A 22,535-nucleotide genomic window follows, 5' to 3' on the forward strand; every position below is an offset into this window, starting at 1 on the left:
CTCATTTTTCTACGCAAGGAAGCGAACATGCTAACAATCCCAGGGCTGTGTTGGCTATGCCAGATGCCTCTCGCATGCGCACATTGGGGCGTTTGTTCATGCTGTGCCAAAGCGTTACCCGCGCCACCGCCGTGCTGTCCGCGCTGTGGATTACCCTGCGCTAACATACACTCACCCTGCGGGCGTTGCCTGCAACAGCCACCCTTCTGGGATTCTATGGTGTTCGTCACGGATTATTGCCTGCCGCTCAATCGGCTCATCCAGCGATTTAAATTTAATGCCACCGTTGCGCTGGCACAGGCTTTGGCACGTTTGTTATTGCTTAAGGTTCTTTTCACAAGACACCAGAAACCCGACTGTATTGTGTCCGTTCCGCTGCATTTAGGCCGCGCCTGGCGTCGTGGATTTAACCAAAGTGATCTGCTGGCAAATCACCTTTCTCGCTGGCTGCAATGTGACTATTTTCCCAAGGGAATCAGCCGAATCCGCGCAACGCAAACCCAGCGTCAGCTCAACGCACGAAGGCGGCGAAATAACCTTAAAGGTGCTTTCAGGGTTGATTTTCCGGTAGCAGGCCGCCATATAATTATTGTGGATGATGTCGTCACGACGGGCAGTACGGCGGCGGAAATTGCGCGGCTGCTGAAAAAGCAGGGCGCGGCGACTATCCAGGTGTGGTGCCTTTGTCGAACCTTGTAGACCCTCGATGATGGGCGTATTATAACCGACTAAAATAGTCAACTATTGAGCAATCGTTATGATCCGTATTTCCGATACAGCACAATCCCACTTTGCCAAACTGCTGGCAGGTCAGGAAGAAGGGACGCAAATTCGCGTATTCGTCATCAATCCTGGTACTCCTAATGCGGAGTGCGGGGTGTCTTACTGTCCGCCGGATGCGGTAGAAGCGTCAGATACTGCCCTGAAATTCGAGCAGTTGACCGCGTATGTTGATGAACTGAGCGCACCTTATCTTGAAGACGCCGAAATTGATTTTGTTACCGACCAACTCGGCTCACAGCTCACGCTGAAAGCACCAAACGCTAAAATGCGTAAAGTGTCCGACGACGCGCCGCTGATGGAACGCGTTGAATACATGCTGCAAGCGACGGTTAACCCACAGCTGGCAGGCCACGGCGGCCGTGTGACGCTGATGGAAATCACGGACGAAGGTTTTGCAATTCTGCAATTTGGCGGCGGTTGTAACGGCTGTTCAATGGTCGACGTGACCCTGAAAGAAGGCATCGAAAAACAATTGCTGGCAGAGTTCCCGGAATTGAAAGGCGTTCGTGATTTGACCGAACACCAGCGCGGCGAGCATTCGTACTACTAATATTCTTTCCCCCTCACCCCGACCCTCTCCCCGGAGGGGCGAGGGGGAAAAGAAAGTTCCCTCTCCTGTGGGAGAGGGTTAGGGTGAGGGCGTTAAAAGTTATCTCTTCTTACGTCGCTTATCCAAATCCTTCAGCAACTTATTCACTTCTTCATCAGCGAACATCGCCTCAAGCGAAGTCGATAACTTGCGTCGCCAGTTTTTATACTGGTAGCTGGTGCCCGGAATGTTCACCGGCTCCGCCATCCCCAACCAATCTTCCGGTTGCAGACCCAACAACGCACTATTGCTGTCGGCAATGTAACGCTGCATTCCGCGATTAAGTGTTGGCGTCATCGCCATCAGCGAGGCTTTGTGCCCGGCACGTTTTGGCAGACAACCATATTCATGCAGTCCATCCAGCAAACCTTGTTTGGCGCGTTCGCGATCCTTATACAGCTCGGTCAACATCTCTTCATCAGGATATAACCCCAGCGTTTTACCCAGCGTCAAATCACCGCTTTCCCAATAGCCGCGCAGCGTCGGTAAATCGTGGGTCGTCGCCACCGCCATGGATTGTTTCGGCCACGATTTCGGGGCGCGGAACTGTTTTTCCTGATCGTGCTCGAAATATAACACTTTGTACGAGTAAACACCGCTGTCACGCAGCTTGCCGACGATCTCAACCGGCACGGTTCCCAGATCCTCACCGATCACCATGCAGTTATGGCGCTTACTTTCCAGCGCCAGGATCGACAGCAGATCGTCAACGGGATAATGCACGTAAGCGCCTTTATCGGCAGTTTCGCCGTAAGGGATCCACCATAAGCGCAGCATCGACATTACATGGTCAATGCGCAGCGCGCCGCAACTGGTCATGTTAGAACGCAGCAGTTCGATAAACGGTTGATAGGCGCGCGCGGTAATCACATGCGGGTCCATCGGAGGCAACCCCCAGTTCTGGCCGAGCGGGCCAAGAATATCCGGTGGCGCACCGACCGAGGCTTTCAGGCAGTAAAGCTCACGGTCACACCAGGTTTCCGAGCCGCCTTCTGCCACACCAACCGCTAAGTCGCGATACAAACCAATCGGCATTTTGAAGCCCTGGCTGGTTTGCCAGCACGCATCAAACTGCGCATAGGCCAGGTATTGCAACCACAGATAGAAATTCACTTCATCACTGTGTTCGGTACAAAACTCTTTCACTTCCGGGTTGTGCGCGTCACGGAAACCTTCTGGCCACACCGGCCAGCCCCAACGCATTTCATCTTCTTTAACCTGATAAGCATGCAGCGCATCAAACGCCGCCTGGTAATACAGGCTGTCGCCACCTTCCTGGACAAACTTATGGAAGGCAACAACTTGCTCATCACGCGCGCCACGCCGCGAGAATTGCTTCCACGCCATGCGAAGTGCGGCCATTTTCAGCACGGTAACGGTGGCATAATCCACCCACTGTGCGTCGCGGACTTCGCTCAGCATTTGTTGCGTGACCGGCATTTTCCACCAGTCTTGCGCTTCATCACTAAGTAAGAAGTCATCAACCGCGTTCACGTCGATATAAATCACGTTCAACCAACGGCGTGACGACGGGCTATACGGACTGGCACTTTCCGGGTTCGCCGGATACAGCGCGTGGATTGGGTTCAGGCCGATAAACGAACCGCCCCGTTTTGCCACATCCACCAGCATGCGCTGCAAATCACCGAAATCACCGATTCCCCAGTTATGTGCCGAACGCAGTGTGTAAAGCTGTACACACGCGCCCCATAGCTTTTCATCACGCAGAAGTGCCGCGGATTCGTAACAACGTTTCGGCGCCACAATAACGCGGCATTGCCAGTGGTGTTCATTCTGGCTGACCGTGAGGTCGTGATAGCCTTCCGGCAGCGCGGCGGGCAGCGTCAGTTTTTTACCCGCCAGCGCATGCCCTTTATGTTGCTTACCGTCTTCGGTGGTTAACTGCCAGTTGTAATCGCCGTTGCCTTCCAGCATTGTCGCCATGCGGGTGCCCGAAGTGAACACCAGTACATTTGCCACTGGCGTCACCGCCACCTTTTTCACGGCGGTGGGACGGCTCATGGCTTCCAGCAAACGCTGCTTGGTATCCGCAGGAATGGCCTGCGGTTTGCCGTGGGCGTTAATGTAGTTGGGGCTAATTCCCGCCTCGAGGGCGGCGTTATCAAGACGTTTGCTGTCCATCGCGTTCCCTTAGCGTTTTGCCTGCCAGATGCGTTGCTGATAATCACGGATAGAGCGATCGGAGCTAAACATGCCGCAACGCGCCGTGTTCAGAATCGCAGCGCGAGTCCATGCTTCCTGGTCGAGATACAGTGCATCCGCCAATTTTTGCGCTTGCGCATAAGCGGTAAAATCTGCCATCACCAAATACGGGTCGCCGCCTTGTTTGCCGATGCTGTGCAGCATCTGGTCGAACGCGTGTTTATCGCCGTCGGCGTAAATACCTTTCTCAAGCTCTTTGAGCACGTCATCCAGCGCTTTATCTTTCTTGCGCCATTTCACCGGGTCGTAGCCTTTGGCTTTCAGCGCTTTTACTTCTTCCACGGTGTGGCCGAAGATAAAGATGTTTTCCTCGCCCACTTTCTCGGCGATTTCGACGTTCGCACCATCCAGCGTGCCGACCGTCAACGCGCCGTTAAGTGCCAGTTTCATGTTGCCGGTGCCGGATGCTTCTTTACCTGCGGTAGAGATTTGCTCGGAAATATCAGCCGCCGGGATCATCACTTCCGCCGCAGAAACGCAGTAGTCCGGCAGGAACACCACTTTCAACTTGTCGCCAACCACCGGATCGTTATTGATTGCGTGCGCCACTTTGTTGATCGCAAAGATAATGTTTTTCGCAAGGTAGTAGCCCGGTGCGGCTTTAGCACCGAACAGATACACGCGTGGCACGCGGTCAGCCGTCGGATTTTCGCGGATTTCTTTATACTGCGCGAGAATATGCAGCAGGTTCAGGTGCTGGCGTTTGTATTCGTGCAGGCGTTTGATTTGCACGTCGAACAGCGCATCCGGGCTGATGATAATGCCGGTGCGAGCTTTGACGAACGCCGCCAGTTTCACTTTGTTCTGGTATTTGATGTCGCGGTATTCTTTGCGGAATTTTGCGTCGTCGGCATATTTTTCCAGCCCTTCGAGCACATCCAGATCGTTAGCCCACTCTTTCTTCAATTTCTTATCAAGCAGAGCAGCCAATGTCGGGTTGCATTGTTTAATCCAGCGGCGCGGCGTGATGCCGTTGGTAACGTTATGGAATTTGTTCGGCCACAGTTGGTGATATTCCGGGAACAAATCTTTCACCACTAAATCGGAGTGCAGCGCTGCCACACCGTTTACCGCGAAGCCACTCACCACGCACATGTTCGCCATGCGAACTTGTTTGTCGTGAACCACCGCCAGTTTTGCCCACACGGCTTCATCGCCCGGCCAGGTTTTGTCCACCAGCTTTTTAAAGCGAGCGTTGATCTCATTGATAATCTGCATGTGTCGCGGCAACAGCGCCTTCACCAGCTTCTCGTCCCAGCACTCCAGCGCTTCAGGCATCAACGTGTGGTTGGTGTAGGCGAAGGTTTTGCTGGTGATGGCCCATGCATCGTCCCAGCTCATCTGGTGCTCGTCGATCAGCACGCGCAGCAGTTCTGGAATGGCAATAGTCGGGTGCGTGTCGTTAAGCTGAATAACTTCGTAATCGGCCAGCTCAGAAATCTTACGACCCGCCAGATGGTGGCGGCGTAAAATATCGCCCACCGAGCATGCACACTGGAAGTACTGCTGCATCAAACGCAACTTCTTACCGTTCAGATGGTTATCGTTCGGGTAGAGCACTTTCGTCAGTTTTTCGGCGTCGATACCCTGTTGTTCTGCTTTCAGGAAATCGCCGTCGTTGAATTTAGTTAAATCAAACGGATGTGCGTGCTTTGCCTGCCACAAACGCAGCGGTTGCGCCACGCCGTTACGGTAGCCAAGCACCGGTAAATCCCAGGCTTCACCGTGGAAAATAAACGCCGGTTCCCAGCGCACGGTTTTGCCGTCTTTAATCACTTTACCACCGACGCCAACCTGCACGTCGAGTGCCGAGTTATGCTGGAACCACGGATAGCTTCCGCGCTTCCAGTCATCAGGCGCTTCCATTTGATGACCATCCTGGAAGGACTGGCGGAACAGGCCGTACTGGTAATTCAGGCCGTAACCAATCGCCGATTGCCCAACCGTAGCCATGGAATCCAGGAAGCACGCCGCAAGACGCCCTAACCCGCCGTTCCCCAATGCCGGGTCAGTTTCTTCTTCCAGCAGGTCAGTAAGATTGATATCAAACGCTTTGAGTTCGTCAGCCACGTCCTGATACCAGCCGAGGTTCAGCAAGTTATTGCCCGTCAGGCGGCCAATCAGGAATTCCATTGAGATGTAGTTTACGTGGCGCTGTTTCTTCTCTGGTTTCGCAACAGGCTGAGCAGCCAGCAGTTCTGCCAGCGCACCGCTGACGGCGTGCCACCATTGTTGCTGAGTCATTTCGGAGGCGGAATGCAGCCCATAACGCTGCCACTGACGTGTCAGTGCAGCCTGAAATTGTGCTTTATTGAAGGTCGTCTGTGACATAGTGACTCGGGTCCTGTGAGGTTCTAATTTCATTACCCGCTAGTGTGCCGGGTGCCCTGGGCTAATTCCTCCTCCTGAGGGGGATTACGGAGGGAGGAGTAGCGGGGAGTAGCTGAAAATGTGATCGCCGCCACTTAAAGTTAGGTGCTCTTGCCAGGAATGCCCACCAGTCCTGACTTCTCCATGTCCGACAGTAACTATTACAGATGGATTCAACTAATGAATAGATTTGTGAGCAGGAGCAACTTACAACGTCTGAAACCCTGAACAATCTTGCAATCACCCTCAATCTGAACGACTTTGTAGTAAGTATTAATTACGAAGCGTAAAAAAAATCACATTCGTACATATCTCATACACAGTGAAGTGATTGACCATGCTGATCCCCTCCAAATTAAGTCGTCCAGTTCGTCTGGAAAATACAGTGGTCCGCGACCGTCTGTTGTTGAAATTATCAACAGCCAATAACTATCGACTGGCACTGATAACCAGCCCGGCGGGCTATGGAAAAACAACGCTAGTTTCGCAGTGGGCGGCAGGGAAGAATGAACTCGGTTGGTACTCCCTTGATGAAGGCGATAACCAACAAGAACGTTTTGCCAGCTATTTGATAGCGGCAATTCAGCAAGCAACGGCTGGTCACTGTGTTACCAGCGAAGTGATGGTACAAAAACGCCAGTATTCGAGCCTGACGGCGTTATTCGCCCAGCTATTTATTGAAATGGTGGAATGGCATCGTCCGCTATTTTTAGTCATTGATGATTACCATCTAATAACTAACCCTGTCATTCATGAAGCGATGCGCTTTTTCATCCGCCACCAGCCAGAAAACCTGACTCTGGTGGTGCTGTCACGCAATTTGCCGCAGTTGGGTATCGCTAACTTACGCGTGCGCGATCAGTTGCTGGAAATCGGTAGCCAACAGCTTGCGTTTACTCACCACGAAGCGAAGCTGTTTTTCGACCATCGTCTGAACTCCCCCCTCGAACACGTCGACAGCAACAGTCTGTGTGACGACGTCGCAGGATGGGCGACTGCGCTGCAACTCATCGCGCTTTCCGCCAGGCAGAACAGTAACTCTTCGGCACATCATTCCGCGCGCCGTCTTTCGGGTATTAACGCCAGCCACTTGTCTGACTATCTGGCCGATGAAGTGCTGGATAATGTCGATGCGCAAACCCGTAATTTCCTGCTGCGCAGCTCGATTCTGCGTTCCATGAACGATGCGCTGATTGTGCGCGTCACCGGCGAAGAAAATGGCCAGATGCGACTGGAAGAAACCGAGCGCCAGGGTTTGTTTATTCAGCGTATGGACGACAGCGGTGAGTGGTTCCGTTTCCACCCGCTGTTTGGCAATTTCTTGCGCCAGCGTTGCCAGTGGGAACTGGCGACTGAATTGCCGGATATCCATCGCGCCGCAGCCGAAAGCTGGATGGCGCAAGGCTTCCCGAGCGAAGCTATTCACCACGCGCTGGCCGCAGGCGATGCAACTTTGCTGCGCGATATCCTCCTCAATCATGCCTGGGCGTTGTTTAACCACAGCGAACTCACGCTGCTGGAAGAATCGTTAAAAGCGCTGCCGTGGGAAAGTTTGCTGGAAAATCCAAAACTTGTCCTCCTGCAAGCATGGTTGATGCAAAGCCAGCACCGCTACAGCGAAGTGAACACGCTGCTGGCCCGTGCCGAGCAAGAAATGAATGTCGTGATGGACGACACCATGCACGGTGAATTCAATGCGTTACGCGCTCAGGTTGCCATTAACGATGGTAATCCTGATGAAGCCGAACGCCTGGCGATGATTGCCCTCGACACGCTGCCGCTTGCCAGTTTTTATAGCCGCATTGTTGCCACCTCCGTCCACGGCGAAGTGCTGCATTGCAAAGGTGAGCTGACCAAATCGTTGTCCGTGATGCAGCAAACGGAACAAATGGCCCGCCGTCATGACATGTGGCACTACGCGTTATGGGGTTTATGCCAGCAAAGTGAAATTCTGCTGGCACAGGGGTTCCTGCAATCGGCCTGGGAATCCCAGGAAAAAGCCTTTGCGCTTATCGAAGAGCAACACCTTGAGCAACTTCCGCTGCATGAGTTTTTACTGCGTATTCGTGCGCAGCTACTGTGGGCGTGGTCGCGGCTGGATGAAGCCGAAGCGACAACGCGCAGGGGTCTGGAAGTGCTTTCCGGCTACCAGCCGCAACAGCAATTACAGTGCCTGGCGCTATTAGTGCAATGTTCGCTGGCGCGAGGCGATTTAGATAACGCACGTAATCACCTGAACCGACTAGAAAACTTACTCGGTAACGGTGCATTCCATAGCGACTGGGTTTCTAACGCTGACAAAGTCCGGGTGATTTACTGGCAAATGACGGGAGATAAAAAATCTGCTGCCAACTGGCTGCGTCTGACGCCGAAGCCAGAATTTGCCAACAACCATTTCCTGCAAAGCCAGTGGCGTAATATTGCCCGCGCACAAATTTTGCTGAGTGATTTCGAACCGGCTGAAATGGTGCTCGAAGAGTTAAACGAAAACGCCCGCAGCCTGCGTTTAATGAGCGACCTCAACCGCAACTTGCTACTGCTGAACCAGCTTTACTGGCAAGCCGGGCGTAAAAGCGATGCCCAGCGCGTGCTGCTGGAAGCGTTGGCGCTGGCGAACCGCACCGGGTTTATCAGTCACTTTGTGATTGAAGGGGAAGCGATGGCGCAGCAGTTGCGCCAGTTAATTCAGCTCAACACTCTACCTGAATTAGATCAGCATCGCGCGCAGCGTATTTTGCGTGAGATTAACCAGCACCATCGCCATAAGTTCGCCCACTTCGACGAAAACTTTGTTAACCGTTTATTGAATCACCCTGAAGTGCCGGAATTAATCCGCACCAGCCCTTTGACTCAGCGCGAATGGCAAGTTTTAGGCCTGATTTATTCAGGTTACAGCAATGAGCAAATCGCGGGTGAACTGGATGTCGCAGCCACCACGATTAAAACGCATATTCGTAATTTGTATCAGAAGTTGGGCGTCGCGCACCGCCAGGATGCGGTGCAGCATGCGCAGAAATTACTGAAGATGATGGGCTACGGGGTTTAAATTACCCTCACCCTAGCCCTCTCCCTGAAGGAGAGGGTATAGAACGGTTTTCTCCCTCTCCTGGGGAGAGGGTCGGGGTGAGGGCTACCGACTCACGACGCTAATGACAAATGCGCCTTACCGTTACGCTTTCCCAGCCATTGCGCGACTCGCTCCTGCTGCTCTTTCGTAAGCCACATCCCTAATTTGGTACGACGCCAGATGGCATCATCAACGCTACGCACCCACTCGTGTTCCACCAGGTAACGCAATTCTGCTTCAAAAAACTCGTGTCCGAAATCTTCGCCTAAATCGCCAATGCTGGTCTTTCCTGCCAGAATCAAATCGCTATTGCTACCGTAAGTGCGTGAGAAACGGCGGGCCAGGCTTTCGGTCAGGAAGGTATAACGGCGGCGCAGCTGTGCCGCGTAATCATCGCGATCGCCCTGAATATCACCACCGGGTAAGGTGCTGCCTTTTGTCCAGGCTGGCCCCATTTTTGGGTAATAACCTTTCAGTTTTTCCAGCGCATGTTCAGCCAGTTTACGGTAGGTTGTCAGCTTGCCGCCAAATACCGACAACAGCGGCGCTTTGCCCTGCTCGTCATGGATATCGAGCGTGTAATCACGCGTAATTGCCTGCGGTGAATCAGATTCATCATCGCAAAGTGGGCGCACGCCGGAGTATGTCCAGACGATATCTTCGCGGCTCAGCGTCTTTTTAAAATGCGCGTTATAGGCATTCAGCAGGTAGTTGATTTCGTTATCATCAATGTGAACATCTTTCGGATCGCCCTTATATTCCACATCGGTAGTGCCAATAATAGAGAACTCATCCATCCACGGAATGACGAACACAATTCGCTTATCTTCGTTTTGCAGAATGTATGCCTGCTTCTGGTTGTGCACGCGCGGCACCACGATATGGCTGCCTTTGATCAGGCGGATGCCATATGGCGAAGGCAATTGCAGGCCATCGTCAAAGAAGTTTTTCACCCACGGGCCGGTAGCATTCACCAGGCCACGAGCACGCCAGGTAAAGGTTTCACCGGTATCAATATCCTGCGCTTCCACAACCCACAGGCCGTTTTCGCGACGCGCACGAGTGGCGCGGGTACGCGTTTTCACCTCGCCGCCTTCGCGCGTCACCATCTGCGCGTTCGCCAGAACCAGGCGAGCATCGTCTACCCAGCAGTCAGAATATTCGAAACCGCGCACGATATTCGGTTTTAGCACTGAATCTGCGCCAAAACGCAAACCGGTAGACGCCGGTAAACTGGTGCGTTTACCCAAATGATCGTACATAAACAAACCGATACGAATCATCCACGCCGGGCGTAAATGCGGGCGGTGCGGCAAACGAAAGCGCATCGGGAAGGCAATGTGCGGAGCCATGTTCAGCAGCACTTCGCGCTCGGCAAGTGCTTCACTCACCAGGCGGAACTCGTAATGCTCAAGGTAGCGTAGGCCGCCGTGGATAAGCTTCGAGCTTTGCGACGAGGTGGCGCTGGCTAAGTCCTGAGCTTCAAGCATCAACACGGATAAACCACGGCCTGCAGCGTCAGCGGCGATACCTGCCCCGTTAATTCCTCCGCCAATCACAATCAGATCTTTAGTTTCCATGTTGCCCTCACACGCTTTCGTTAAAGTTCAAATATGTTCGTTATCGCTCATACTAGCAAGACTACGCGCGGTTTGTAACGAAAAAAAAACATTACTGCGTGATATGGATAACATAATGGCGTTAATATCAGCGGCCAGAGGGCAGATTCCCTTAATATGGCGTAAGCCAATTTAATAAAATTACGAGCAAATCCATGGAAACGTTTGAGTGTATTGGTGTGGAAGAAGCGCACCAGAAGTTGCAGCACAACCTGGCTGTATTAGTTGATATCCGCGATCCGCAGAGCTTTGCGATGGGCCACACGCCGGGCGCGTTTCATCTGACTAACGATCGTTTGGTTGCCTTTATGCAGCAAACCGATTTTGAAACGCCAGTGATGGTGATGTGCTATCACGGCAATAGCAGCAAAGGTGCGGCGCAATATCTGCTGCAACAAGGTTACGATCAGGTGTATAGCGTCGACGGTGGTTTTGACGCATGGCATCGCCATTTCCCGGCAGAAGTCGAACACGGCGCGTCTTAAGTCGTCAGGAAATGGTGGCGTTGCAGGTATAATCATTTTTTTTATACGGATTTAGTTGAAACCTTATGATCATGATTACCTCGTTTGCCAACCCGCGAGTCGCGCAGGCATTTGTCGACTATATGGCGACGCAGGGGATTATCCTCACGATTCAACGGCATGAGCAAAGTGATATCTGGCTGGCGAACGACAGCCAGGAATCCCATGTCCGTGCCGAGCTTGAACAGTTCCTCGCGAATCCCGGTGATGCACGTTATCTGGCGGCAAGCTGGAACACGGGCCACACCGGCAGCGGCTTGCAGTACCAGCGCTACCCTTTCCTCGCCACCATTACTCAGAAAGCCGGGCCATTCACTATGGTGATTATGGCTGCCTGCGTGCTGGTTTACCTGATGATGCAGGTGATGGGCGATCGTGCCGTCATGACCTGGTTAGCCTGGCCGTATAAAGAGAGTTTGCACTACGAGCTGTGGCGCTACTTCAGCCACGCGTTGATGCACTTTTCTATTATGCATATCGCGTTTAACTTGCTGTGGTGGTGGTATCTCGGCGGCCCGGTAGAAAAGCGCCTCGGCAGCGGTAAACTCATTACGTTGACGCTCGTTTCAGCGCTTCTGAGCGGTTTCGTGCAGGCGAAATTCGGCGGCCCGCTGTTTGGTGGCTTATCCGGTGTGGTATACGCATTAATGGGTTATGTCTGGCTGCGTGGCGAACGTGACCCCGACAGCGGCATCTACATGCAGCGCGGCCTGTTAGCCTTTGCGGTATTGTGGATTGTGATAGGATTTTTCGATGTTTTAGGAATGTCTATCGCCAACGCTGCACACATCACCGGCCTGGTTGTTGGCCTGGCGATGGCGCTGGTTGATACAATGCATGCGCGAAAACGAACATAGCATTTCAGGAGAATAAAACAGCGTGAAGCAAACACAACGTCATGATGCGATTGTCGAACTGGTTAAAAAACAGGGTTATGTCAGCACAGAAGAGCTGGTTGAGCAGTTTGCGGTTAGCCCGCAAACCATTCGCCGCGATCTCAACGATCTGGCTGACCAGAACCTGATCATGCGTCACCACGGAGGCGCGGCACTGCCTTCAAGTTCTGTGAACACACCGTGGCATGACCGCAAAGCGACTCAAACGGCGGAAAAAGAGCGCATCGCGCAAAAAGTTGCCAGCCAAATCCCAAATGGCGCGACGCTGTTTATTGATATCGGCACCACACCAGAAGCGGTCGCTCATGCGTTGCTAAACCACAGCAATTTGCGCGTCGTGACCAACAACCTGAACGTGGCGAATACACTCAAAGTTAAAGAAGATTTCCGCATTATTCTGGCAGGCGGCGAGTTACGCAGCCGCGACGGCGGAATTATCGGCGAAGCGACGCTCGATTTTATCTCTCAGTTCAGGTTGGATTTCGGCATTCTGGGGATCAGCGGCATCGACGGCGACGGCTCGCTGCTGGAATTTGATTACCACGAAGTTCGCACCAAACGCGCGATTATTGAAAACTCGCGCTGCGTCATGCTGGTGGTGGATCACTCTAAATTTGGCCGTAATGCAATGGTGAATCTTGGCAGTATTAGCCTTGTCGACCAGGTTTATACCGATATGATGCCGCCCGCAGGCGTGATGCAGGTGATTGCCGAGAATAACGTGCAACTGGAGTTGTGCTGATATTTGCTTGAAAACAACCCTGACCCCGGCCCTCTCCCTGAGGGAGAGGGGGAATACAGGGCTAGTCCCCTCGCCCCTTTGGGGAGAGGGTTAGGGTGAGGGGAGTAATTACAATCTCACCGGCTTAATATGCCAAATCTCATCGGCGTATTCCTGAATCGTCCTGTCAGACGAGAAATAACCCATGTTGGCGATATTGTGCATAGTGCGAATCGTCCACTCTTCCGGTTGGCGATACAACTCATCTACCCTGTCCTGGCAATCCACATAGCTGCGGTAATCTGCCAGCACCTGATAGTGGTCACCAAAGTTAATCAGTGAATCCAGTAGGTCACGGTAGCGCGTCGGCTCATCCGGGCTGAATGCCCCGGTACCGATTTGCGTCAGCACCTGATGCAGCTCTTCATCTTGCTCGTAATATTCACGCGGCTTATAGCCTTTACGCCGCAGCGTTTCGACCTCTTCCGCCGTATTCCCGAAGATAAAGATATTATCCGCGCCAACGTGCTCCAGCATTTCGACGTTTGCACCATCGAGCGTGCCGATAGTCAGCGCACCGTTCAAACCAAACTTCATGTTACTAGTGCCGGAAGCCTCCGTTCCCGCCAGCGAAATCTGCTCGGAGAGATCCGCCGCCGGAATAATGATCTGCGCCAGGCTAACGCTGTAGTTCGGGATGAATACGACTTTTAAACGATCTTTCACTACCGGATCGTTATTGATCACCGTCGCCACATCATTGATGAGATGAATGATGTGCTTCGCCATGTAATACGCTGACGCCGCTTTACCGGCGAAGATATTCACGCGCGGCACCCAATCTGCTGTCGGATCGGCCTTGATGCGGTTGTAGCGCGTAATCACGTGCAGCACGTTCATCAGCTGGCGTTTGTACTCGTGAATACGTTTGATTTGCACATCAAATAACGCGTTCGGGTTCACCACCACATTGAGCTGCTGGCCGATGTAACTTGCCAGGCGCTTCTTGTTGGCCAGCTTCGCCTTGCGAACATCCTGATGCACCGTCGGGTAATCAATATGCTGCTTCAGATCGTTCAGTTGGCTGAGATCGGTACGCCAGGTGCGGCCGATATTTTCATCCAGCACTTCTGAAAGCGGCGGGTTCGCCAGTGCCAGCCAGCGGCGCGGCGTAACACCATTGGTTTTATTGCAAAAACGCATCGGGAAGATCGCAGCGAAATCAGCAAACAGCGACTGCACCATCAGGTTGGAGTGCAGCTCAGAAACGCCGTTCACTTTATGGCTGGCGACCACCGCAAGCCACGCCATACGGACTTTACGCCCGTTCGATTCATCAATAATCGAGGTGCGCCCCAGCAGGCCGGTATCGTTCGGATACTGCTCCTGCAAGGTTTTCAGGAAGTAGTCGTTAATCTCAAAGATTATCTGCAAGTGGCGCGGCAGAATTTTACCTAACATGTCTACCGGCCAGGTTTCCAGCGCCTCGCTCATCAGCGTGTGGTTGGTGTACGAGAACACCTGGCAGGTGACTTCAAACGCATCTTCCCAGGTGAATTTATGCTCGTCGATGAGCAAACGCATCAGTTCAGGGATCGCCAACACCGGGTGCGTGTCGTTAAGGTGAATGGCGATTTTATCCGCCAGATTGTCGTAGGTTTTATGCAACTGGTAATGGCGGCTGAGAATATCCTGCACGGTGGAGGAGACGAGGAAATATTCCTGACGCAAACGCAGTTCCCGGCCTGAATAGGTTGAGTCATCCGGGTAAAGTACGCGGGAGACGTTTTCCGAATGGTTCTTATCTTCTACCGCAGCGAAATAATCGCCCTGGTTAAATTTACCCAGGTTGATTTCGCTACTCGCCTGCGCATTCCACAGGCGCAGCGTGTTAGTCGCATCAGTGTCGTAGCCAGGGATTATCTGGTCATACGCCACCGCCAAAATCTCTTCGGTTTCTACCCAGCGGAATTTCTTCGCTTCCATTTGCACACGCCCGCCAAAACGCACTTTGTAGCGCGTATTGTGGCGTTTAAATTCCCAAGGATTACCGTATTCGAGCCAATAATCCGGGGACTCTTTCTGGCGGCCATCAACGATATTTTGTTTAAACATGCCGTAGTCGTAGCGAATACCGTAACCGCGGCCAGGCAAACCAAGCGTTGCCATTGAATCGAGGAAACAGGCGGCGAGACGACCTAACCCGCCATTGCCGAGGCCGGGGTCGTTCTCTTCGTCAATCAACTCTTCGAGATCAAGCCCCATCTCTTCCAGCGCATTTTTGACATCTTCATAAATGCCTAATGAAAGCAGTGCGTTAGAAAGAGTGCGGCCAATCAAAAACTCCATCGACAGATAGTAAACCTGGCGAACTTCCTGGGAAAGCTGAGCACGGTTTGAACGCAGCCAGCGTTCTACCAACCGGTCACGAACGGCAAATAATGTGGCGTTGAGCCACTCATGCTTGTTCGCAATGGCAGGGTCTTTCCCAACCGTAAACATCAGTTTATAAGCTATTGAGTGCTTTAACGCCTCAATACTGAGCGTCGGTGAAGCATAGGAAAAGGGTGCGTTCATATCAGTGATTCCTGGTGGATGTCTACAGCAAACGTTGGTACAAGTCGCGGTAGGAATGCGCCGCTACCTGCCAGCTAAAATCCATGCCCATAGCCTGACGCTGAACAAACCGCCACAGCGAAGGGCGAGACCACAACACGAAGGCACGCCGAATCGCTCTTAGCAGCGACCAGGCATTACTGTCTTCAAACACGAATCCACTGGCGATACCGTCAGCCAGGTTTTCTAGCGAGCTGTCAGATACGGTGTCTGCAAGCCCACCCGTACGCCGCACCAGCGGCAAAGTGCCGTACTTCAAACCATACAATTGCGTTAAACCACAAGGCTCAAAACGGCTCGGCACCAGAATCACATCTGCGCCCCCCATAATGCGGTGCGAGAACGCTTCGTGATAACCGATTTGAACCCCAACTTGCCCAGGGTGCTCAGCTGCCGCCGCCAGGAAACCTTCCTGCATGACGGTATCACCCGCGCCCAGCAATGCCAGTTGCCCGCCTTGCTCGAGCAATCCCGGCAACGCTTCAAGCACCAAATCCAAACCTTTCTGGCTGGTCAAACGGCTCACTACCGCAAACAGCGGCGCTTTGTCGTTAACCTTCAGTCCCATCGCCACCTGCAACTGACGCTTGTTCTCGGCTTTTTCTTCCAGCGTGTCGCGGGTGTAACGCGAAGCCAGAAGCAAGTCATGTGCCGGGTCCCAAATTTTTTCGTCCACGCCGTTAAGAATGCCGGACAGCCGTCCCTCGCGGTGGCGCTGGCGCAACAGCCCTTCCATGCCGTAGGCAAATTGTGGCTCGGTTATCTCACGGGCATACGTCGGGCTGACCGCCGTAATATGATCAGCATAGTAAAGGCCAGCTTTCAAGTACGAAATTTGACCGTTAAACTCCAGGCCGTTCATGTTGTAGAACGACCATGGCAGGTCAATTTCATTCATATGATGGGCGTAAAACAGCCCCTGGTAAGCCAGGTTGTGAACGGTAAATACCGACTTTGCCGGGCGACCACGAGCCTCGAGATACGCTGGTACCAGGCCCGCATGCCAGTCATGTGCATGCACAATATCCGGGTGCCAGAAGGGATCCAGACCACATGCCATCTCAGCGCCGACCCATCCGAGCAATGCAAAACGGTGCACGTTATCGGTGTAAGCGAACTGGTTAGTATCGTGATACGGGCTGCCTGGGCGTTCGTATAAATGTGGAGCGTCAATCAGGTAAATCCCCACGCCGTTGAAGTGGCCATATAACAAAGTCATATGACCCGCGAAGGTGTCACGATGTGCGACAACCTGCGCATCAACAATGCCACGACGGATATCCGGGAATGCAGGCAGCAGGACTCTCGTCTCAACACCTCCTGCAATTTGTGCCGCCGGTAGAGCGCCAAGCACATCTGCCAGACCACCCGTTTTTAGCAGTGGAAACATTTCAGAACATACATGTAAGACCTGCATTATCGCTCCCGTATGGAAAGTCGTGGCGTAAAAAATCAAACGCCAAACGATAAAATTACAACGCGCAGCCCCTGCTGCGCGTAGGTCAATCCTAACCTGGCAATTTGGCCAGCATTTCCCGTGTCACCAGCACAATACCTTCTTCGGAACGGTAGAAACGGCGTGCATCTTCCTCAGCGTTTTCCCCCACTACCATGCCTTCAGGAATGACGCAGGCGCGGTCGATAATGCAACGGCGTAAACGGCAGGAGCGCCCGACAATGACATCCGGCAGCAATACTGAAGAATCAATGTTGCAAAACGAATTAACGCGCACTCTCGGGAACAACACCGACTGAACCACCACCGAACCGGAAATAATGCAGCCGCCAGAAACCAACGAGTTCAGCGTCATGCCGTGACTGCCCGAACGGTCTTGCACAAATTTCGCCGGAGGCAACGGTTCCATATGAGTACGGATCGGCCATTCCTGGTCGTACATATCCAGTTCCGGCGTTACCGAAGCGAGGTCGAGGTTGGCTTTCCAGTAGGCTTCCAGCGTCCCGACATCGCGCCAGTATGGCTCGGCATCAGGGTCAGACTGCACGCAAGAAAGCGGGAATGGATGGGCGAAGGCCGAGCCGGATTTCATGACGTACGGAATAATATCTTTCCCGAAGTCATGGCTTGAGTTTTCGTCTTTGTCGTCGGCTTCCAGCAGTTCGTAGAGATAATCTGCATCGAAAACGTAGATCCCCATGCTGGCGAGCGCTTTGCTGTCGTCGCCTGGCATCGACGGCGGGTTGGCCGGTTTTTCCACGAACTCGATAATTTTCTCTTCGCTATCCACCGCCATCACGCCAAAGGCCGAAGCTTCGTGCAGCGGCACTGGCATACATGCCACCGTACAACGCGCCCCTTTCTCCACGTGGTCAATCAACATGCGTGAATAATCTTGCTTGTAGATGTGATCGCCCGCGAGGATAACCACATACTCCGCCTTGTAGCGGCGAATAATGTCGAGGTTTTGCGTCACCGCATCCGCCGTACCGCGATACCAGTTTTCACCGTGTACCCGCTGCTGCGCCGGGAGCAAATCGACAAATTCGTTCATCTCCTCGCTGAAAAACGACCAGCCGCGCTGAATATGCTGCACCAGCGTATGTGACTGATATTGGGTGATAACGCCGATGCGGCGAATACCCGAGTTAATGCAATTCGACAGCGCGAAATCAATGATTCGGAACTTGCCACCAAAGTGAACGGCAGGCTTGGCGCGTGTAGAGGTTAAATCTTTCAATCGGGTACCGCGCCCACCAGCCAGAATCAGGGCGACAGATTTATTTGGCAGTTGTCTTGCCAACATCAGAGGATCGTTCTTATCAAGCCTAACCATGACTGACTCCTTTTTTATGACTTCTGGAATACGCAGACTCCGTGCGCCGGACCATGCCATACAGCCATCACCACCGGGTTGTCTTCGCCGGCAAACGGAGGAATGGCGCGCCATTCCCCTTCGGGTAATACGATGTCGGCCACTTCTTCGGTAGCGTTAATCGTAATAAGCCAACGTTCTGAAAGCTGGATTTGCAGGCGATGAACGCCGTTTTCCCACTCGTCAGCACTCAGAGGCTGAGCCTCTTTATTCCACCAGCGAACATTGCCATCACCGTCCTCCCACCAGACATTCTGGGTTAGCGCCGGAATCGTCTTGCGTAGATGAATCAATGCCGCGGTAAATGTGGTTAAGCCATCGTTACAATGCTCCCAGTCAAGCCATGTCAGTTGGTTATCCTGGCAATAAGCGTTGTTATTACCGTGCTGGCTGTGACCATGTTCGTCACCGGCCAAAAGCATCGGCGTACCCTGGGAAAGCAGTAACAATGTCAGCAAGGCGTGAACACTGTCGCGCCGCCGTTCTTTGATATATAACGAGGCTTCCAGCCCTTCGAAGCCGTAATTGTTACTGTAGTTATTGTTGGTGCCATCACGGTTATCTTCGCCGTTTGCTTCATTGTGTTTTTGATTGAAGCTGACACAGTCACGCAGCGTGAAACCATCATGCGCCGTGATTAAATTGATGCTGGTTGAAGGTTTACGCTCGCCTCGACGATACACATCGCTCGAACCGGCAAAGCGGCACGCGAATCCTCCTAACGATAGATCTTGTCGCAGCCAGAAACGCCGCATGCCATCACGAAAATGGTCATTCCATTCCGCAAATAACGGCGGATAATTGCCGACCTGATAACCGCCCGGGCCAATATCCCAGGGTTCAGCAATCAGTTTTATTTGCGACAACACCGGATCGTTTTTGATGGCTTCAAATAGCGGTGCATCCTGGCGAAACTCCGGCGTGCGCCCCATGATCGACGCCAAATCAAAACGGAAGCCGTCAACATGCAGGCTATCAACCCAGTAGCGCAGGCAATCCACAACCTGGGCGACCACGCCTGGCGTACTCAAATTCAACGTATTACCGCAACCCGTCCAGTTCTGGTAATCGCCATTCTCCATTAACCAATAATAGCTACGGTTATCGATTCCGCTTAGTGAGAGGGTCGGGCCATCGCGATCCAGTTCCGCGCTGTGGTTGAGCACAATGTCGAGAATCACCTCGATACCCGCGCTGTGTAACGCTTTAATCGCGCCACGTAACTCATTGGCGGCACTGAGCGGATCGTGATTCACCGCGTAATAACCTTCGACGGCATAGATAGAGCGTGGGTTGTAGCCCCAGTAGTTGCTCAGTCCGAGGTGTGAAACGCGCGGCTCGCTAACAAAATGCGCCACCGGCAACAGCTCCAGCGCCGTAATCCCCAGTCGTTTGAAGTAGTTAATCATCACCGGATGGCCAAGTGCAGCGTAAGTTCCGCGCAGTTCTTCGGGAATACCTGGGTGAAGCAGCGTCAGGCCGCGCACGTGAGCTTCGTAAATAACGGTATCGCCCCACGCAGTGCGCGGATGTTCATCGTCTTCCCAGTCAAACTTATCCTGCACCACCACGCATTTCGCCATATGCGGGGCGCTGTCTTCCAGATTCGGTTCGTCATAACCGCCATGCAAATGGGGATGATGCTCAACCCCACCCACCACCACGCGGGCGCAAGGGTCGAGTAACAATTTTGCCGGGTTAAAACGATGGCCGTTATGCGGTTCCCACGGCCCATGCACGCGGTAGCCGTACTTCAAACCGGGTTTGGCATTAGGCAAATAACCGTGCCAGATATCTCCGGTTCGCACCGGCAAATCGTAACGTTGCTCGTGACCGTGTTCGTCGAACACGCATAGTTCGACTTTATGAGCATTTGCGGAAAACAGGGTGAAGTTCACCCCTTTTCCATCATAAAACGAGCCGTAAGGCGCGGAGTTTCCGGCAGTGAGTTGTGTCATTCAGCCTCCCTTACCAACCAAATAGTGGAAAGTGGCGGCAGGGTCAGACTCAGGGAGTGCTCGCGACCGTGGCTTGGGATCTCATCGCTGTGCACCGCGCCACTGTTCCCGGCGTTACTGCCGTGATAGTGCATCGAGTCCGTGTTCAGCTCTTCGCGCCAGCGGCCTGGCTGGTTAATGCCAAAGCGATAGTTGTAACGCGGCACCGGGGTAAAGTTACTGGCAACAATAATTTCATTGCCCTTCGAGTCGCGGCGCACAAAGATAAACACCGAATTCACGTTGTCTTCGACCACCAGCCATTCGAAACCGTAGCTGTCGAAATCCAGCTCATGCATTGCAGCGTGATGGCGATAAGTGTGGTTTAAATCGCGGACCAGGCGTTTCACGCCGTGGTGCCAGTTATCGCCGCCTTCCAGTAAATGCCAGTCGAGACTGCTGTCGTGGTTCCACTCGCGGCCCTGGGCGAATTCATTGCCCATGAACAACAATTTCTTGCCGGGGAATGCCCACATCCAGCCGTAGTAAGCTCGCAGGTTGGCAAACTTCTGCCACGCGTCCCCCGGCATACGGTCAAGAATAGATTTTTTGCCGTGGACCACTTCGTCATGCGACAACGGCAGCACGAAGTTTTCGGTGCTGTTGTACAGCATGCCGAAGGTCATTTTGTTGTGATGATACTGGCGATGCACCGGGTCGAGTTTCATATAGTCGAGGGTGTCGTGCATCCAGCCGAGGTTCCATTTAAACCAGAAACCTAAGCCGCCCATTGAAGCCGGGCGCGACACGCCTGCAAAGTCGGTGGACTCTTCCGCCATCGTCACCGCACCCGGCGTTTGCTCGCCGATAATACGGTTGGTATTACGCAGGAATTCGATAGCTTCGAGGTTTTCGCGCCCGCCTTTATCGTTCGGTATCCACTCTCCAGGCTGGCGGCTGTAGTCGCGATAAATCATTGATGCCACCGCATCAACGCGCAGACCGTCAATACCGAAGCGCTCAATCCAGTACAGCCCGTTACCGACCAGATAGTTGCTGACTTCACGCCGTCCATAGTTATAAATCAGCGTGTTCCAGTCCTGGTGATAACCCTCACGCGGGTCGCCGTGTTCATAAAGCGAGGTGCCATCGAATTTCGCAAGGCCAGCGTCGTCCGTCGGGAAATGCCCGGGAACCCAGTCCAGCAGCACATTCAGGCCCGCAGCATGTGCGGCATTAATGAAATAGCGGAAGTCGTCGCGCGTACCGAAGCGGCGCGTCGGCGCATACATCCCTTGTGGCTGGTAGCCCCAACTGCCGTCGAACGGATGTTCGTTAATCGGCAGCAGTTCGAGGTGCGTAAAGCCCATCTCTTTCACGTACGGCACCAGTTGGTCTGCCAGTTCGCGATAGCTGAGCCAGAAATTATTGTCGGTATGACGACGCCAGGAACCGAGATGCACTTCGTAAATTGAGATCGGCTGGTCAAAGCCGTTGGCGCGTTGACGCGCTGGGCTCAGCGTGGTTTTTTCTGGCAGGCCACAAATCAGCGACGCCGTTTCCGGGCGCATTTGCGACTCAAACGCATACGGGTCAGCCTTCAGGCGCAGATGCCCTTCGGTGTCGATAAGCTCGAATTTATATAACTGCCCAGGGTGAGCACCTGGAATAAAGAGTTCCCAGATCCCGCTTTCACGGCGCAAACGCATCGGGTGGCGACGGCCATCCCAATAGTTGAATTGCCCGACAACCGAGACGCGGCGGGCGTTAGGTGCCCAAACGGAGAAGCGCGTTCCGGTCACGCCGTCCATGGTGTCGGCGTGTGCGCCGAGCGTTTCGTAAGGGCGTAAATGGGTACCTTCGGACAACAGCCAGCTATCCATTTCCTGAATTAGCGGCCCAAAGCGATAGGGATCATCAATCAGATTTTCATGGCCATGCCAGACGACAGCCAGTTGGTAACGAAAAGGATTTTTACGTCGGGGAATAACCCCGCAAAAGAAACCGCGAGAATCAATACACTCTAATTTACCGACCTTCCCACCGGTTTTAGGGTCGATAATCCAGACTTCTGTGGCGTTGGGTAACAGGGCGCGTACTTCCAGCCCGGCTTCTGTTTTATGCATTCCCAGCAGAGAAAACGGATCGGCAAAATGACCCGCAATTAGCGCATTTATCACGTCTTTTTCTGGATGAACAGACATGGCATTCGTCCTGTTTTTTGTCATTCATTGACCCTAACGGACGGCAATAACATTGTTTTCCTGCAAGCCGTTCCGCCCAACTAATTTTCATGGCGGTTTATCGCCCTGAATAAAGCATAGCCAACGCTCTGTTTTGCTCCCGAAAATTAATGAAC

At 53.1% G+C, this 22,535-nt stretch carries 14 protein-coding genes; 6 read left to right on the top strand and 8 right to left on the bottom strand.

Going from position 1 to position 22,535, the window contains the following annotated elements; genetic code table 11:
* The first annotated feature begins 27 nt into the window (after positions 1–27).
* Together gntX and nfuA are read left to right on the top strand one after the other, a co-directional pair.
* Complete coding sequence (gene gntX / locus AC0IWZ_RS19605) at positions 28–699, top strand: DNA utilization protein GntX (RefSeq protein ID WP_471678662.1); 672 nt, start codon at positions 28–30, stop codon at positions 697–699.
* A gap of 58 nt (positions 700–757) precedes the next feature.
* On the top strand, positions 758–1,333 hold the full coding sequence (gene nfuA, locus AC0IWZ_RS19610; RefSeq protein ID WP_034460317.1) for a Fe-S biogenesis protein NfuA: 576 nt from the start codon (positions 758–760) through the stop codon (positions 1,331–1,333).
* A gap of 99 nt (positions 1,334–1,432) precedes the next feature.
* Here nfuA and malQ read toward each other — a convergent pair whose 3' ends face one another.
* Together malQ and malP are read right to left on the bottom strand one after the other, a co-directional pair.
* Entirely contained in the window at positions 1,433–3,514 is a 2,082-nt protein-coding gene (gene malQ, locus AC0IWZ_RS19615; RefSeq protein WP_471678661.1) for a 4-alpha-glucanotransferase, read from the bottom strand.
* A 9-nt stretch (positions 3,515–3,523) separates the two neighbouring features.
* Positions 3,524–5,926 carry a maltodextrin phosphorylase gene (gene malP / locus AC0IWZ_RS19620; RefSeq protein ID WP_471678660.1) on the bottom strand — a complete coding sequence of 801 codons (2,403 nt, stop codon included), beginning with the start codon at positions 5,924–5,926 and terminating at the stop codon, positions 3,524–3,526.
* A 376-nt stretch (positions 5,927–6,302) separates the two neighbouring features.
* Between malP and malT the strand changes: the two genes are divergently transcribed.
* Positions 6,303–9,011: an HTH-type transcriptional regulator MalT gene (gene malT, locus AC0IWZ_RS19625; protein WP_471678659.1), complete on the top strand. Its 2,709-nt coding sequence runs from the start codon at positions 6,303–6,305 to the stop codon at positions 9,009–9,011.
* Between the two features lie 92 nt (positions 9,012–9,103).
* Here the strand turns inward: malT and glpD are convergent, their stop codons facing one another.
* Positions 9,104–10,612 (bottom strand): glycerol-3-phosphate dehydrogenase, encoded by a 1,509-nt coding sequence (gene glpD, locus AC0IWZ_RS19630; protein ID WP_034499192.1) that lies wholly within the window; start codon positions 10,610–10,612, stop codon positions 9,104–9,106.
* Between the two features lie 194 nt (positions 10,613–10,806).
* On the opposite strand from glpD, the gene glpE reads away from it, so the two are divergent.
* From glpE to AC0IWZ_RS19645, 3 genes are all read left to right on the top strand, one after another.
* A complete protein-coding gene (glpE, locus tag AC0IWZ_RS19635; RefSeq protein WP_034499194.1) occupies positions 10,807–11,136 on the top strand; it encodes a thiosulfate sulfurtransferase GlpE in 330 nt (109 codons plus the stop codon).
* Positions 11,137–11,201: 65 nt separating this feature from the next.
* Entirely contained in the window at positions 11,202–12,032 is an 831-nt protein-coding gene (gene glpG, locus AC0IWZ_RS19640; protein WP_034499196.1) for a rhomboid family intramembrane serine protease GlpG, read from the top strand.
* A 22-nt stretch (positions 12,033–12,054) separates the two neighbouring features.
* A complete protein-coding gene (locus AC0IWZ_RS19645) occupies positions 12,055–12,813 on the top strand; it encodes a DeoR/GlpR family transcriptional regulator (RefSeq protein ID WP_034499201.1) in 759 nt (252 codons plus the stop codon).
* A 108-nt stretch (positions 12,814–12,921) separates the two neighbouring features.
* On the opposite strand, the gene glgP is transcribed toward AC0IWZ_RS19645, so the two are convergent.
* The 5 genes from glgP to glgB all read right to left on the bottom strand — a co-directional run bounded on the left by glgP (position 12,922) and on the right by glgB (position 22,380).
* Positions 12,922–15,369: a glycogen phosphorylase gene (gene glgP, locus AC0IWZ_RS19650; protein ID WP_034499215.1), complete on the bottom strand. Its 2,448-nt coding sequence runs from the start codon at positions 15,367–15,369 to the stop codon at positions 12,922–12,924.
* Positions 15,370–15,391: 22 nt separating this feature from the next.
* Positions 15,392–16,825, bottom strand: a complete 1,434-nt coding sequence (gene glgA, locus AC0IWZ_RS19655) for a glycogen synthase GlgA (protein ID WP_034499218.1) — start codon at positions 16,823–16,825, stop codon at positions 15,392–15,394.
* A gap of 91 nt (positions 16,826–16,916) precedes the next feature.
* Positions 16,917–18,200: a glucose-1-phosphate adenylyltransferase gene (gene glgC / locus AC0IWZ_RS19660; protein WP_034499220.1), complete on the bottom strand. Its 1,284-nt coding sequence runs from the start codon at positions 18,198–18,200 to the stop codon at positions 16,917–16,919.
* 14 nt (positions 18,201–18,214) lie between these two features.
* Positions 18,215–20,197, bottom strand: a complete 1,983-nt coding sequence (glgX, locus tag AC0IWZ_RS19665) for a glycogen debranching protein GlgX (RefSeq protein ID WP_172893018.1) — start codon at positions 20,195–20,197, stop codon at positions 18,215–18,217.
* Positions 20,194–22,380: a 1,4-alpha-glucan branching enzyme gene (glgB, locus tag AC0IWZ_RS19670; protein ID WP_410373304.1), complete on the bottom strand. Its 2,187-nt coding sequence runs from the start codon at positions 22,378–22,380 to the stop codon at positions 20,194–20,196. Before glgB ends, glgX begins: the two co-directional genes overlap by 4 nt.
* Between the last annotated feature and the right edge of the window lie 155 nt (positions 22,381–22,535).

Source organism: Buttiauxella sp. AC142 (genome assembly GCF_979253435.1).

Coding starts and splice junctions, on each gene's coding strand:
- gntX (WP_471678662.1), top strand. CDS start 28: ATGCTAACAATCCCAGGGCTGTGTTGGCTATGCCAGATGCCTCTCGCA.
- nfuA (WP_034460317.1), top strand. CDS start 758: ATGATCCGTATTTCCGATACAGCACAATCCCACTTTGCCAAACTGCTG.
- malQ (WP_471678661.1), bottom strand. CDS start 3,514: ATGGACAGCAAACGTCTTGATAACGCCGCCCTCGAGGCGGGAATTAGC.
- malP (WP_471678660.1), bottom strand. CDS start 5,926: ATGTCACAGACGACCTTCAATAAAGCACAATTTCAGGCTGCACTGACA.
- malT (WP_471678659.1), top strand. CDS start 6,303: ATGCTGATCCCCTCCAAATTAAGTCGTCCAGTTCGTCTGGAAAATACA.
- glpD (WP_034499192.1), bottom strand. CDS start 10,612: ATGGAAACTAAAGATCTGATTGTGATTGGCGGAGGAATTAACGGGGCA.
- glpE (WP_034499194.1), top strand. CDS start 10,807: ATGGAAACGTTTGAGTGTATTGGTGTGGAAGAAGCGCACCAGAAGTTG.
- glpG (WP_034499196.1), top strand. CDS start 11,202: ATGATCATGATTACCTCGTTTGCCAACCCGCGAGTCGCGCAGGCATTT.
- glgP (WP_034499215.1), bottom strand. CDS start 15,369: ATGAACGCACCCTTTTCCTATGCTTCACCGACGCTCAGTATTGAGGCG.
- glgA (WP_034499218.1), bottom strand. CDS start 16,825: ATGCAGGTCTTACATGTATGTTCTGAAATGTTTCCACTGCTAAAAACG.
- glgC (WP_034499220.1), bottom strand. CDS start 18,200: ATGGTTAGGCTTGATAAGAACGATCCTCTGATGTTGGCAAGACAACTG.
- glgX (WP_172893018.1), bottom strand. CDS start 20,197: ATGACACAACTCACTGCCGGAAACTCCGCGCCTTACGGCTCGTTTTAT.
- glgB (WP_410373304.1), bottom strand. CDS start 22,380: ATGTCTGTTCATCCAGAAAAAGACGTGATAAATGCGCTAATTGCGGGT.